Origin of the sequence: Candidatus Caldatribacterium sp. (genome assembly GCA_014359405.1) — a bacterium.
GTDB lineage: Bacteria > Atribacterota > Atribacteria > Atribacterales > Caldatribacteriaceae > Caldatribacterium > Caldatribacterium oleiphilum.
The window spans coordinates 1-14,338 of sequence record JACIZN010000043.1; the positions used below are offsets into that span (position 1 = coordinate 1).

The 14,338-nt window shown below is 56.7% G+C and carries 11 protein-coding genes and 1 pseudogene; 9 read left to right on the forward strand and 3 right to left on the reverse strand.

Annotated elements, in window-relative coordinates; all coding sequences use genetic code 11:
- From H5U36_04735 to H5U36_04775, 9 genes and pseudogenes are all read left to right on the forward strand, one after another.
- Window positions 1-4,372: FAD-dependent oxidoreductase (locus tag H5U36_04735; GenBank protein ID MBC7217462.1), on the forward strand; the 4,372-nt coding region annotated here is incomplete at its 5' end.
- Window positions 4,362-4,795 (forward strand): annotated as a pseudogene (locus tag H5U36_04740) (hydrogenase iron-sulfur subunit). The gene H5U36_04735 and the pseudogene H5U36_04740, both read left to right, overlap by 11 nt.
- Entirely contained in the window at window positions 4,773-5,702 is a 930-nt protein-coding gene (locus tag H5U36_04745; protein MBC7217463.1) for a 4Fe-4S dicluster domain-containing protein, read from the forward strand. Before H5U36_04740 ends, H5U36_04745 begins: the two are co-directional and overlap by 23 nt.
- Complete coding sequence (locus H5U36_04750; GenBank protein ID MBC7217464.1) at window positions 5,686-6,642, forward strand: 4Fe-4S dicluster domain-containing protein; 957 nt, start codon at window positions 5,686-5,688, stop codon at window positions 6,640-6,642. Before H5U36_04745 ends, H5U36_04750 begins: the two co-directional genes overlap by 17 nt.
- Window positions 6,632-7,459 carry an FAD/NAD(P)-binding protein gene (locus H5U36_04755; protein ID MBC7217465.1) on the forward strand — a complete coding sequence of 276 codons (828 nt, stop codon included), beginning with the start codon at window positions 6,632-6,634 and terminating at the stop codon, window positions 7,457-7,459. The genes H5U36_04750 and H5U36_04755 overlap by 11 nt, the downstream gene beginning before the upstream one ends.
- Window positions 7,460-7,461: 2 nt before the next feature.
- A complete protein-coding gene (locus tag H5U36_04760) occupies window positions 7,462-8,799 on the forward strand; it encodes a bifunctional folylpolyglutamate synthase/dihydrofolate synthase (protein ID MBC7217466.1) in 1,338 nt (445 codons plus the stop codon).
- A complete protein-coding gene (locus H5U36_04765) occupies window positions 8,793-9,593 on the forward strand; it encodes a dihydropteroate synthase (protein ID MBC7217467.1) in 801 nt (266 codons plus the stop codon). The genes H5U36_04760 and H5U36_04765 overlap by 7 nt, the downstream gene beginning before the upstream one ends.
- 12 nt (window positions 9,594-9,605) lie before the next feature.
- The gene (locus H5U36_04770) at window positions 9,606-10,457 is read left to right on the forward strand and encodes a hypothetical protein (protein MBC7217468.1); all 852 of its coding nucleotides are present in this window, start codon (window positions 9,606-9,608) and stop codon (window positions 10,455-10,457) included.
- Between the two features lie 12 nt (window positions 10,458-10,469).
- Window positions 10,470-11,291, forward strand: coding sequence for a hypothetical protein (locus tag H5U36_04775; protein ID MBC7217469.1), 822 nt, complete (start codon window positions 10,470-10,472; stop codon window positions 11,289-11,291).
- Window positions 11,292-11,293: 2 nt separating this feature from the next.
- Here the strand turns inward: H5U36_04775 and hydF are convergent, their stop codons facing one another.
- The 3 genes from hydF to H5U36_04790 all read right to left on the reverse strand — a co-directional run.
- Entirely contained in the window at window positions 11,294-12,547 is a 1,254-nt protein-coding gene (gene hydF, locus H5U36_04780) for a [FeFe] hydrogenase H-cluster maturation GTPase HydF (protein ID MBC7217470.1), read from the reverse strand.
- Window positions 12,528-13,952 (reverse strand): aspartate ammonia-lyase, encoded by a 1,425-nt coding sequence (locus tag H5U36_04785; protein ID MBC7217471.1) that lies wholly within the window; start codon window positions 13,950-13,952, stop codon window positions 12,528-12,530. Before H5U36_04785 ends, hydF begins: the two co-directional genes overlap by 20 nt.
- Window positions 13,953-13,959: 7 nt before the next feature.
- Window positions 13,960-14,338: bifunctional phosphoribosylaminoimidazolecarboxamide formyltransferase/IMP cyclohydrolase PurH (locus tag H5U36_04790; GenBank protein MBC7217472.1), on the reverse strand; the 379-nt coding region annotated here is incomplete at its 5' end.

The following is a 14,338-nucleotide window of genomic DNA, read 5'->3' on the forward strand; positions in this document are numbered from 1 at the left end:
GGCAGGGTTCCAGGTGTACCTTGTGGAGAAGTCCGCGAGCATTGGGGGCCTCATGGCCCGCCTTGACAAGACCTTTCCCACAAATGACTGCGCCATGTGCATCCTCTCGCCGAAGCTCGTGGAGTGCGGCCGCCACCTGAACATCGAGATTCTCACCCTTGCCGAAGTTGTCGATATCTCCGGGGAGCCGGGGCATTTTGTGGTCACCGTTCGGGAGAATCCCCGCTACGTGGATGTGGCTTCCTGTACCGGTTGTGGAGATTGCGCCGAGGTCTGTCCCGTGGATATCCCGAACGACTTTGAGGGGAGACTCGCCACCCGAAAGGCTATTTACCGCCTCTTCCCTCAGGCCTTTCCCGGAGCCTTCCAGATTGAGAAGAGAGGAACCCCAAACTGCCAGGCGGCCTGTCCCCTTGAGCAGAAGGCCCAGGGGTACATTGCTCTCATCCGGAAGGAGCGTTTCGAAGAGGCTCTGCAAGTCGTCCGGATGGATAACCCCTTCCCGGGAATCTGCGGTCGAGCCTGCCATCACCCCTGCATGGAGAACTGCCAGCGGGGGATGCTCGATGCGCCGCTACGCATTCCGTACCTCAAGCGCTTCCTTGCCGATTTCGAGCGAGAACTCGGAAGGCCCCTCCTCCCAGAGCCAAAGGAAGCTCGCGGTGAAAGGATTGCGGTGGTTGGAGCTGGACCAAGTGGCTTAAGCTGTGCCTATTTTCTCCGTCTTTTGGGGTATGAGGTCGTCGTCTTTGAAGCCCAGGACCACCCAGGGGGGATGATGCGCTTTGGGATTCCTCCCTACCGGCTCCCTCGAGATGTGGTGGAGTGGGAGATTGAGGCAATACGGAAGCTTGGGGTAGAGATTCGCTGTGGCACCGTCTGGGGGAGGGACTTCACGCTTTCTGACCTTCTTCACGGGGGATTTGCCGCGGTGTACCTTGCCTGCGGAGCCTGGAAAGGGGCAAAACTGGGCATCGAGGGCGAGGACCATCCTCAGGTCATAGACGGTTTGGCGTACCTTGTCCGCTGCCACCGCTTTGAAGACATCCCTCAGGCAGAACGCATTGCCGTTATCGGTGGAGGGAACGTGGCCGTCGATTGCGCCCGAACGGCACTTCGCCAGGGAGCCAAAGAGGTCACCGTTTACTACCGCCGCTCCTACGATGAGATGCCTGCTCGTCCTGAGGAAGTTGAAGAGGCAAAAGAAGAAGGAGTCGAGTTCGTTTTCTGCGCGGCACCAAAAAGGTTCATCGCAAGAGATGGACGCTTACTCCTTGAAATGTCGGGAGTCCGCCTCTGTGCTCCTGATGAGTCGGGGAGACGCCGACCCGAGGTGATTCCAGGAAGTGAGTTTACGGTATCCGCCGACCTCTACATTGTGGCCACCGGGCAGAAGGTGAGTATTCCCGAGAATGAGGGGCTTGAGCTCACCCCCTGGGGAACGGTAAAGGTCGGTAAAAACCTTGCCACATCCCGTCCTCGGGTTTTTGCAGGGGGTGACCTCGTCCTTGGTCCGGCAACCCTTGTTGAAGCCATAGCCCATGGGAAGCGGGCGGCGTACGCGATTGATGCCTTCCTCCGAGGAGAATCCTTTGACGAGAAGACGCTTCCTCCTGCTCCCCTGTCCATTCCCTGGAGGGAGAAAAGGAATCCTGGGAAACCTCCGGAAAAGCTTAAAGTTTCGAAGCGTCTCTTGGGTTTCTCTGAAGTTGTGTCCGGCTACACAAGAGAGGAGGCGGTGGAAGAGGCATCGCGCTGCCTCTCCTGCGGGGGATGTGCGGAGTGTCTGCGCTGCGTTTTGGCCTGCAAGAGGAACGCCATACGCCATGGGGACAGGGAACGCCTTCGGACGCTTGAGGTCGGAGCGATTGTGTACGCCACGGGGACCGATGTTTTCCACCCGGAGGAACGTCTTCGGGAACTCGGCTACCGCCGATACCCCGATGTCATCACGAGTCTTGACTTTGAGCGAATCCTCAATGCCTCCGGTCCCACAAGGGGGAAGGTTTTTCGACCCTCCGACGGCAAGGTCCCCCAAAAGATTGCCTTTGTCCAGTGCGTGGGTTCCCGAGACGAAAAACGAGGGAACTCCTACTGTTCTTCGGTCTGCTGCATGTACGCTGTAAAGGAAGCTCTGGTGGCACAGGAACACCTCCTCGTTGAGGGAGAGGGTTCTCCTTCTTGCTGTGGTCCCCAGGAGGGCTCAGCTTCGGGGAAGACTTCCCCCCTTGAGGTGACCATTTTCCTCATCGACATGCGGGCCTTTGGGAAGGATTTCGAAGGGTACTACGAGCGGGCAAAAAGAGCGGGTATTCGCTTCGTCCGGGGGCGGGTGAGCCATATCGAGCAGGAGGGAGAAAAGCTCCTTGTGTTCTACGTCGACGAGGGTGGGCAAAAGAAAAGCGAAGCCTTTGACCTTGTGGTCCTCTCGGTGGGGCTTGCGGTTCCAGAGGAGGAAAAGAAACGCCTTTTGAGACTTTGTGTTCCTCTTGACCCCGAGGGTTTCCCGTACTTTTCTTCCTTTGCGACGCGGATGGTCCGGCCGGGAATCTGGGTATGCGGAAGCCTTGCTGGTCCCAAGGACATACCCACAACGGTAGTGGAGGCAAGTTCTGCCTCCTGTGAGGTTGGGTCATTCCTTGCCCCCTCTCGTTTCAGCAGGATCCGGGAAAAGACGTACCCCCCGGAGCGGGATGTTACCTCTGAGTCCCTGCGAATTGGAGTTTTCGTATGCCGCTGCGGAATCAACATTGCCGGAGTGGTAGATACGGGGAAGGTTGTGGAATGGGCGAGAAGCCTTCCTGGAGTGGTGTACGCCGAGGAGAACCTGTACACCTGCTCCCAGGACACCCAAGAGCGAATCAAAGAGAAAATCCGAGAATATCGCCTGAATCGGGTAGTAGTTGCCTCCTGTTCCCCACGAACCCATGAACCTCTCTTCCGGGAGACCCTGAAAGAAGCAGGTCTCAACCCGTACCTCTTTGCGATGGCCAACATCCGCGACCAGTGCTCCTGGGTGCACCAGGGAGAGAAAGAGAAAGCCACCGAGAAGGCCAAGGACCTTGTGGCTATGGCGGTGGCAAAAGCGGCACTCCTTGAGCCCTTGACACCGATTCCCGTTCCCGTGGAAAAGGCAGTCCTTGTTATCGGTGGAGGACTTGCGGGAATGACCGCTGCTTTGGAGGCGGCAAGGCAGGGTATCACGGTGTACCTTGTGGAGCGCAAGAAGGAACTTGGGGGACAGGACCTTCCCTACACCATTGAAGGAGTGGACCTTGGGGCGCTTCGGGAGAGGCTCAAGGAGGAAATCAGCAAAAACCCGAAAATTACGGTGTTCACCGAGAGCACCCTCCTTGAGGTCAACGGCTTTGTGGGGAACTTTGAAAGTGTTGTGGAAAGGAAGGGGACTCTCCACAGGGTGAAGCACGGGGGAATCATCGTTGCCACCGGGGGAGAAAAGTTCATCCCGCGGGAGGGGGCTTTCCTCTACGGTAAGAGTAACCGGGTCCTGACGCAGAGGGAACTTGAAAGGAAAATCGCCACTTCTGAGCCCTTTTCCCCGCAACAGGTGGTCATGATTCAGTGCGTTGGTTCCCGGGATAGAGAACATCCCTACTGCAGCAGGGTGTGCTGCATCCAGGCGGTGAAAAACGCCCTGCGCCTTAAGGAAATTTCTCCAAGCACAGAGGTCGTTATCCTCTACCGGGACATGCGTACCTACGGCCTTTACGAGCGGTACTACAGGAAAGCTCGGGAACAAGGGGTTCTCTTCCTTCGGTTTGGGGATGAAGAGATGCCCTCTGTGGAGGAAAAGGACGGCAAGCTCTTCGTGCGCTTTTTTGACCCTCTCCTTGAGGAAGAGGTTACCCTTTCCCCGGATCTTGTCGTTCTGAGTACAGGTATCAAGCCTTGCGAGGACGCCCTGTCCCTTTCGAAGCTCCTCAAGGTTCCCCTTACTCAGGACGGATTCTTCCTCGAGGCCCATGTGAAACTCCGTCCGGTGGATTTTGCTACCGAGGGTATCTACGTGTGTGGGCTTGCCCATGGACCGAAACTCGCTGAGGAGAGCATCCTCCAGGCTAAAGCCGCAGTGGCCCGTCTCATGACGGTCCTGAGCAAAAACCTCCTCTTTGCCGAGGCTCAGATTGCCTCTGTTGATGAAAAGAAGTGCGTCGCCTGTGGGGACTGCGAGCGGGTGTGTCAGTACCGGGCAATTGCGGTGGATAGAGAAAGGAACGTAGCCCAGGTCAATCGTGCCCTCTGCAAAGGGTGTGGACTGTGCAGTGCAACGTGTCGGAGTGGAGCTGTGCGATTGTACGGCTTTACTCCGGAGGCTATTCTCGCCGAGGTGGAGTACCTCTATGAGTCTTGAGTGGGAACCTAAAATTGTTGCTTTTCTCTGCCACTTCTGCAGTTACGCAGGGGCGGATCTTGCCGGAGTGAGTACCCTCCGAATATCCGGGTCATTCGGGTCCCCTGTTCAGGCAGTGTCGACCCCCTTTACATCCTCAAGGCCCTTCGAGAGGGGGCAAGTGGCGTGCTCGTTTCCGGATGCCACCCCGGGGACTGCCATTGCCTGAAGGGGAACTACTTTGCCCGGAGGAAGTTCCTCGTGCTCCATGAGCTTTTGGAATTCCTGGGCCTTGGGGGGCGGGTCCACTTTTCCTGGGTTTCGGCTTCAGAGGGACAGCGTTTCGCCGAAGTTGTGACTTCGGTTGTGGAGGCGGTGCAAAGAATTGGACCGAATCCTTTGTCGGAGGAGCAAAAGTCCCATGATTTCGGATGCACTCCGTGAGGTTTCCCGTAAACTCCTTGAGGAAGGGGTTGTTCGCGGGGTCTTGGGGTACAGGAAAGGTTCCTTACCTTTTCGGGCTCGACCGCACCTTTTCCAGAGTCCGGAAGAACTCGGAGAACTCGTCTTTAACCCTTTCTGTGGCGTGAACCTCGCAAGGTACCTCTTCCATCTCCCCAAGGGTTTCGGGAAGGTCGCTGTTCTTGCTAAGGGGTGCGATGGTCGGTCTCTCGTGGTCCTCATGAAAGAGGGCCAGGTACGCCGGGAGGACCTTGTGATTCTTGGGATACGTTGTCCGGGAATGGTGGACCGGAGGAAACTCGGGGAATGGAGAGACCTCAGGGAGGACGAGGTGAGTTTTGGGGAAGGGGAGATTTCCATCCGAGGGGAAACGTATCCCTTCTCGTCCTTTCTTGAGGCTTCGTGTCGGCGTTGCCGTCACCGAAGTCCTTCGGTGTACGATGTCTTGGTAGGGGATGAGGTTTCATCCCCTCCCTTTGAAGATACCCTCGCTTCCCTCTGGAATCTCCCCGAAGAAAAACGGTGGGAATTCTTTGCCCAGGAGCTCTCCCGTTGCATTCGTTGCTACGCCTGTCGGAATGCCTGTCCTTTGTGCTACTGCAAGGAGTGCTTTGCCGAAAGCCACAGGCCTTCCTTCCTCCACCCCTCCCCAACCCTTCGGGATAACTTTGTGTTCCATGTGGGGAGGGCGATGCACCTTGCAGGAAGATGCACCGAATGCGGGGCCTGCGAGCGGGCCTGTCCTTTAGGAATACCCATTGCCACCATTTTCTTCGCCGTTTCCGAGACGGTACGGAAACACTTTGCTTTTGAGGCAGGGATAGACCTTGAGGCCCCGGCTCCTTTTGTGACCTATCGGGAGGATGATCCCAATGCGTTTATCCGATAGCGGCAAGCTCATACCGTACGAAGCACTCTGGGAATGGGTGGGATCTCGGAAGGCTTTTGCAACCGAAATCGTTGCCCGACGCATAGAAATTCCCTTCCCTTCTCTTCCCACTCCCAAAACCCTCCTTCTTCCTCAGAGGGAGGCGCTCTACCGCTTTTCCTGGAGAGAGAGACGCTGGCATGTTACCCCCCTCCCCCCTCCGGAAGAAGAGGTTCTCCTCTTTGCAGCGCCCTGTGAGGTCAGAGCCGTCGTTGATGTTCTGGATGAGGTTTTCCTCAGGAGTTCCCCTGAGGATTCGTACTATGCCGAGAGACGCCGAAACCTTATCCTTGGAGTTGTGGGGTGCACCTTCTTTGAGGCAACCTGTTTCTGTACGAGAGTGGGAGGGCATCCGCTCTCCTGGGAGGGTGGGAACTTCTTCCTCCTCCCTTTCCTTGAGGGTGTCTATACCGAGGGGGTAGATGTGGCAGGGCGATCCCTTACCCCTTTGGAGAAGGAAGAGCTCAAAAGAATCGAGGAGAACCTTGAGAGGCAGGCTCCGCCGCCCCTTCCCCCAGGAACTCCTGAGCTCCTCTACGGGGCTTTCGAGAAAGAGCTCTGGGAGGAGGTGGCCTGGAGGTGTCTGAACTGCGGGGCTTGCACGTTCCTCTGTCCAACCTGCTTTTGCTTTGACCTTGCCCTTGAGGGGAGGCTCCAGGGGGCAATGATTCGAACCTGGGATAGCTGCATGTTCCCCAAGTTCACGCTCCATGCTTCCTCTCACAATCCCAGGCCCCACCGCACGCAGCGGGTTCGCCAGCGGGTCCTCCACAAGTTCTCGTACTTCCCCCTGCGAAAGGGAAAATTCGGCTGCGTGGGATGTGGACGATGTGTGGAAATTTGTCCGGTCAACTGGGATATTCGGGAGGCGGTAGAGAGGATGATATCCTGTGCCCTTTGAGGGAATTTACGTGCCTCTCCTTCTCCCCATAGAGGAGATTATCGATGAAACCCGGGATATTAAGACCTTTCGAATCCGGCGTCCGGAGGGTTTCACGTACCGTCCGGGGCAATTCGCCGAAATTTTTGTGCCAGGAGTGGGGGAAGCCCCCTTTTCCATTTCTTCTTCCCCCACAGAGAGAGCTTTCCTCGAGTTCAGCGTGAAACGCATCGGCTCGGTTACCGGGGCTCTTCATCGCCTGAACCCGGGGGACACCGTTGGGGTCCGAGGGCCGTATGGAAACGGGTTTCCCGTTGAGGAGCTTTTTGGGAGGAACCTCCTCTTTGTCGGTGGGGGCATTGGCCTTGCACCTTTGCGTTCCCTCATCAACTACGTCCTCTCTCCGGAACACCGCAAGTCCTTTGGAGAGGTTTTCATTCTCTACGGAGCCCGTACGCCGAAAGACCTCGTCTTCCGCTGGGAGCTTGAGCGGTGGGAGGAACGAAAGGACCTCACCCTCTGCCTCACCGTTGACGAGGGGGATGCTTCCTGGACAAAAAGGGTGGGGCTTGTGCCGAAAGTTCTCGAGGAGGTTTTTCGATTCCCTCCTGAGGGCTGGGTAGCGCTTGTTTGCGGTCCACCGATTATGATAAAGTTTACCATCAAAGCCCTGAGGGAGCTCGGCTTTGAGGGGCGTAGTATCATCACCACTTTGGAAATGAAGATGAAGTGCGGTCTTGGGAAGTGCGGGCGCTGCAACATCGGCCCGTACTACGTGTGCCAGGATGGACCGGTGTTCTCCTGCGAGGTTTTGGAGAGAATGCCTGAGGAGTACTGACCATGGAGTACAAAGAGGCGCTGGAATTCCTTTTCGGGCTCATCAATTACGAGAAGACGAACATTCCCTACACGGACTTGAAACTTGAGCGGATGCGGGAGTTCATGGCCCGAATCGGAAACCCTGAAAAGCGCGTACCCACAGTCCTTATTGCCGGAACAAAGGGAAAGGGGAGCACCTCATATATCCTCCACCGTCTCTTTGGGGCTTTTGGTTTCCGCTGCGGACTCTACTCGAAGCCTCACCTTTTCACCTTTCGGGAACGCATTCGCATCGATGACCGGTGCATTGCTCCTTGGGAACTTGCGGGACTCCTTACCGAAGTTCGTCCGGTGGTGGAGGCAATGGAGCGGGAGTCTCCCTGGGGGAAACCGACGTATTTTGAAGTTTCTGTGGGCCTTGCCTTCCTCTACTTTGTGCGGCGCGGGGTGGATGTTGCGGTTGTCGAAGTTGGACTTGGGGGAAGGCTTGATGCCACCAACGTCTCCGAGCCCCAGGTGACCGTCATCACCCCGGTGAGCTTTGACCACATGGAGGTTCTTGGAGATACGCTGGCGAAAATCGCCTGGGAAAAAGCGGGTATCCTCCGCTCAGGAGTACCTCTTGTCCTTGCCCCGCAGAGGGAAGAGGCGCGAATGACCATTCTTGCCGAGGCTCAGAAGAGGGGAGCACCGGTTTTTGAAGTGTCCTCCTGTGCCCGGGCAGACATTACAGCACGGAGTCCTCAAGGGTCTCGGTTCCTCTTTGAGGTGAATCAGTGGGGGAGAGGTGAGGTTTCCCTCCCTCTTTTGGGGGACCACCAGGTGGAGAATACTCTGGCGGCGTTCCTTGTCCTTGCCCTTTGGGGTCTTTCCTTTGATCTTTCCCGCCTTCAGGAAGCTCTCCGGTCCCTTCGCTGGCCGGGGAGGGTGGACGTTCTCTCCTTGAGCCCCCTCCTTGTCTTTGATGTGGCGCATAACCAGGCTTCCTTTCAGGTCCTTCGGGAAGCTCTCTCGCGCTACCTCGGGGTGGACAAAGCGGTGTACCTCCTTGGGTTCCTCGGGGGGAAGGATTGCAGAGGAATTGCCCAGGAACTCAAGAGTTCTTCGGCTTACCTTGTGCTCACGGAGCCCCTGCATCCTAAGGCCATGTCGGCTTTTGAGGCTTTTTCCTTTTTCTCGGAGCTTTCTGTTCCGTGTGAAGTTGTTCCCGATGCCCTTCAGGCTAAGGAAAGGGCTCTTTCCTTAGCGAGAAACCTGGGGCTTCCCCTGGTGGTTGCAGGGTCTTTTTACCTTGCCCGGCCTTTCCAGGAGGAGTTCCAGGTGGGAGAAGTACTCGAAGAGGAGGTGGAGCTGTGCTGATTGTTGCCGAGCGCATCAATGCGGCGCGGAAACCCATTCGGGAGGCCCTGGAGCGGAAAGATGCGGCATTCCTCATCGAGGAGGCGAAAAAGCAGGAAGCAGCAGGAGCCCATTTTCTCGATGTCAACGCAGGGACCGAAGCGGAAGAAGAGGTGGTGAATCTCCCCTGGCTTGTGGAGCTTTTGCAAGAGGAGGTTACCATTCCTCTTTGCCTTGACACGGCAAACGATAAGGCTCTTGCTCGGGCTCTTGAGGTGTACCGGAAAAAGGAGGTTATGATCAACTCTTTCACCGCTGAACCCCACCGGATTGAGGGGGTTCTCCCCCTTGCAAAGGCCTATGATGCTTACGTTGTGGGGCTTGCGATGGGAGATGGAGGCCTTCCCGAGTCGGTGGAGGACCGCCTCCGTCTTGTGGAACGCCTGATCCGTGCTGTGGAGGACTACGGAATTCCAAAGGACCGCCTCTTCATCGACCCTCTCGTTGTTCCCATCGGGACGGACCAGAGGCAGGGTAAGATCTTCCTTGAAACCCTGCAGGCCATAAAGCGGGAATTCCCCGGAGTTCGAACCATCTGTGGCCTGAGCAACATCTCTTTTGGGATGCCGAACCGACGCCTCCTCAACCGGACGTTCCTTGCTCTCTGCGCCGGGTGTGACCTCGATGCGGCGATTGTGGACCCCTGTGATCGGGACTTGATGTCTGTTCTCTTTGCTGCTTTGGCGCTTCTTGGGAAGGATGAGTTCTGCATGAACTACCTTGCCGCGTACCGGGCGGGGAAGTTGTGTCCGTGAGGCATTTGCGGTATGATAGAAACGGTGTTTTGCATGCGAAGAGGAATTGCTCTCCTTCTCTTTTTGGGGTTTCTTCTGGGAGCCTCTTCTTTGGCTGCGGCGCTTCAGGTCCTTGACTGGGCTCTGTGCCGGGGCCTTGATAGGGACGGTCTTCCTCTGGACCGCACGGATAAATTCAGCACTGAAGATCAGGCAGTGGTCTTCTGGGTCTTCCTTGAAGGGGTACAGGCGGGGGATGAGTGCCGTTTCGAGTTCCTCCCTCCCTCCGGAACACCGATTGAGAGCCTCCTTGTCCTTGAGGAGAGCAAGAACTACATCGGCGTCAAGGGAGAACTCCCTCTTTCAGGAAGACCACTTCCTCCGGGGAAATGGGTAGCCCGCTTTTTTTTCCGGGGAGAGAAGCTCATCGAGACCTCTTTTACCCTCGTCGCAAGTGACGTTGCCTCGAGTTCCTCTCAGGAAGAAGCCATCAGGCGTACCGCTTCTCTTCTTGCCGAGTTCGGTTACAAGGTCCTGGACGCGGGATTCTCAGAAGAGGACAACCAGGCCTACATCCGGATGGAGATGGCAAGCCGTGCTCTCGATCAGGCGTTCTGGAACCAGCTTGGGGTGGGATTCGATGCCCTGAAACGTGTGTTTCCCAGTGCTTCCTGGCTTCTGGTGCAGCTTGTTATGGACGAGGAATACGTTTTGAGCTTCCAGGTCAAAGCGTACGATTTTGATATCTGGCGGCGAGGGTACCTGAGTTCTGACGAGTTCTGGAAGAAGCGAGTTATCTGGTACCCTCCATATAATCTCCGGACGAGGAAAGAGGTGAAGGACGTCAGGGGATTCTATGCAGAGAAATTCGGTGTGTACTTCTGAGGAGTGAGGTCGGTGCGGAAGGTTTTCGAAAAGTTCACTCCTTCAGATTTCCGGTTCCTTGCGGAGACCCTGTGCCGGGGAGGGGAAGAAAAAGCTTTCCTGTCCCTTGTGACCCAGGACCCTGATGCCCTCAACCAGGTTCTCGAAAGCGGCCTTGTCTTTGACCGTATCGCTCGGGACGAGCACCTCTTCGTCCAGGTAAGCCCTTACCTCTACTTTGAACTCTTGCTCCGGCGGGCCATTCGGGACATTGAGCGAGAGTCGTACACCCTTGAGCGCATTGGGTACCGCACGGTTGTGCCGGTTTTCGATGGGAAGAAGGTCCTTGAGGTTCTCAGGCGGGATGCCCTCCGGGATTACCTTGTGGAACTCCTTGTCTCCTTCATCCGCATCAACAACATCACCGTGTACATTCGGAAAGGCCGTGGGGTGTACTTCAAAAGGACTCTTTCTGACTTTGACCTCGACCTTCTGGCAGAGCTCAGCGAGCAGGTGGATGAGCCGTACCGGTTCATCTTCTTGAAGCGTGCCGGAGACATTGCCCTCTTTGTGAGCGGTATTTTCCCTGAGCAGATTTTCGGCGAACTCCATGCGACCTTTGCAAAGCGCACCTGGCTTCGGAACTTCAAAGGAAGGGGCGAGGAACTCGAGGAGAAAGGGATTGCGCTCTATCGGAAGGCAAGTGAGAGCGTTACCGCTCGAGAGTACGAGCTCGATACCCTCCTTGCCTACATTGCCGAGAATTTCCGCTTCACCAAGAAGCCCTTGAACGTCATGACCGACCGGTACCTGACCTTCCGGAAGTACGACATCTTCCAGGCCTTCCTCAACTGAGGTTAGAGACTCCAGCGACCGCCAATCTTTCGGAAAAGGGGCGAAACTTCTTCCTCCTTGAGAAAGGCCATTTCCGGGAAGACCTCGAGGGCTCGGGGGAAGAGCCCATGGAGGTAGGCAATGAGGACACCGTAGTTCGTTATCGGTACTCCGGCACGGGAGGCTTCCTCAATCCGGAAGAGCATCTCCTTGGGATTGATCATGCATCCCCCGCAGTGGATGATGAGGTTGTACTCCTTGAGGGGAACAGAGACCATGGGTCCAGCCACAACCTCAAAAGACAGGTCAAAGCCGAGGTACTGCCGAAGCCAGCGGGGGATTTTCACCCGCCCGATGTCATCAGGAAGGGGATGATGGGTACACGCCTCAAGGATGAGCACCCGATCGCGAGGTTTCAAGCGCTCTACGGCTCTTACTCCCTCCACGAAGGTTCTGAGGTCCCCTTTGTGGCGGGCAAAGAGAATGGAAAAACTCGTGATGGGGACCGAGGGAGGGACAGCTCCAGCAACTTTGTGGAACACCTGGGAATCGGTGACGACCAGTCTCGGCGGCGCTTTTAAGCGTTCTAAGGCTTCACTGAGCTCTCGTTCCTTCACCACAAGGCTCACGGCGTCTGCATCGAGAATTTCCCGAATGGTCTGGACCTGGGGAAGGATGAGGCGTCCCTTTGGAGCTCCAAGGTCTATGGGCACGACAAGGACAACAAGGTCTCCTGGGCGCACTAAGTCCCGGATGAGGGGTTTTTCCTGGGTGGTTCTTTTCAGAGCTTCGATGAGAGTTGTTTTGAGTTTTAGAATTCCCTCTCCGGTTTTGGCGCTGGTGTAGAAGACCGGGATATTGAAGTCTTCGGGGGGACGGAGGGGCTCTGCGGTTTCATCGATTTTGTTCGCCACTCCAAGAACAAGAACATCCCGCTCTCGGAGGAGTTTCAGGATTTCCCGCTCAAAGGAGAAGTCTGTCCTCCCGTCCCAGACAAGGAGCGCAACGTCGCAGCGGCGGAGGACCTCAAGGGATTTTTTCTTGCGGAGCTCTCCGAGAAACCCCTCGTCATCCAGACCAGCAGTATCAATGAGGACCACCGGACCAAAAGGGAGGAGTTCAATGGGCTTGAAAACCGGATCGGTCGTTGTTCCGGGAACGTCAGAGACTATGGCCACTTCCTGGCCCACCAAGGCGTTGATGAGTGAGGATTTCCCCACGTTCCGCCGTCCGAAAATCCCAATGTGCGGCCGAAGACTACGAGGAGTTCCCTGCATCGCTTCGCTTCAGTTTCCCCATACCGGGTATTCCCGGTTTTGATAACTCTGTGGGGTCAAGGATTATTTCCAGTTCCTCAGGAGTGAAGAGACCTTTTTCAAGGAGGAGCTCCCGGAAGTCCTTCCCTTTTTCGAGGCATTCCCGCACCAGGTTCGAAGTGAGCTCGTGCCCCAGGTATGGAACAACGCAGGTTGCAAGGGCAAAGCTCCGCTCGAGGAGTTCCCGGCATCGGGAAGCGTCAGCCTTGATGTGGGGGATGTACCGCTCCGCAAGGACCGTACAGGCCACCCGGAGCTCTTCAATCATGGCAAGGAGGAAATGCGCCACAAAGGGCAAGAGGTGGTTGAGCTCGAGTTGCCCGCTTGAGGTTGCAAACCCTAAGGCGAGATCTTTGCCAAAAACATCAAGGGCGATACCCTCAACGTACTCGCAGAGCACCGGGTTCACCTTCCCCGGCATGATGGAGGAACCCTCCTGGAGGGGAGGGAGGACGATTTCTCCGATTCCCGCCCGGGGACCCATGGAGAGGAGACGGAGGTCATTGGCGATTTTGCGGAGGTTCACGGCAAGGGTGCGCAAAAGCCCTGAGACCTCAGAGAAGACATCAAGGTTTTGGGTGTTCTCAAAGGTGTTCATCGCCTTGGCTACTGGGAGCCCGGTGACCTCGTTGAGGTGGGCTATGGCCCGAGCAATGTAGCGGGGATGGGCGTTGAGCCCTGTACCGACTGCTGTTCCCCCGAGATTGACCTCTTTGAGGCGTTCCTTCACCTTCCAGAGGCGCCACCGGTCCCTTCCTATGGCCTCTGCCCAGGCTCCGAATTCCATCCCCAGGGTTACAGGAACAGCGTCCTGGAGCTCTGTCCGGCCGACTTTGAGGATTCCCGCGAATTCCCTCTCCTTTTCCTGGAGGGCACCCTGGAGTTTTACAATGGCATCCTCGAGATTCCCGAGTTCCCAGAGGGCTGCCACCCGCAAAGCAGTGGGGAAGACATCGTTTGTGGACTGGCTCAGGTTCACGGTGTCAAAGGGATTGACGATATCGTAGCGGCCCTTTTCATGCCCGAGAATCTCGAGGGCCCGGTTGGCGATGACCTCGTTCGCGTTCATATTGAGGGATGTTCCCGCTCCCCCCTGGAAGAGGGGGACGACGATTTCTCCATCCCACTTCCCTTCCATGCCCTCTTCACAGGCTTTGAGGATTGCCGAGGCAACAGGTTCATCAAGAAGGCCCACATCCCGGTTTGCCGCCGCGCAGGCCCATTTGACGGCAAAAAATGCCCGAATGAGGGAGGAGGGAACGGGAACCGGAAGGGGGAAGTTCTCCCGGGCCCGTGCGGCGTGAATGCCAAAATAGCGTTCATCGGGAATCTCAACTTCTCCGAGGAAATCTCTCTCCCGCCGCATGAATCCCTCAGTGCCGGAAGTGCCGCACTCCGGTAAACACCATGGCAATCCCCAAGCGGTTACAGGCAGCGATGGAATCCGCATCGCGGATGGAGCCACCGGGCTGGATGATGGCCCGAATGCCGTGCTGTCCGGCTTCCTCCACGACGTCGCTGAAGGGGAAGAAGGCGTCTGAGGCGAGTACCGCGCCTTTTTCTCTCCCCTGAGCTTTAGCAATGGCGATTCGGAGGGCGTCAATACGGCTCATCTGTCCTGCCCCAATACCCACGGTTTTCCCGCCTCTGGCAAGGACAATGGCATTGGATTTCACGTACTTGGCAACGGTGAAGGCAAAGAGGAGATCGGCTAATTCTTCCGGGGTTGGTTTTGCCTCGGTGACGAACTCG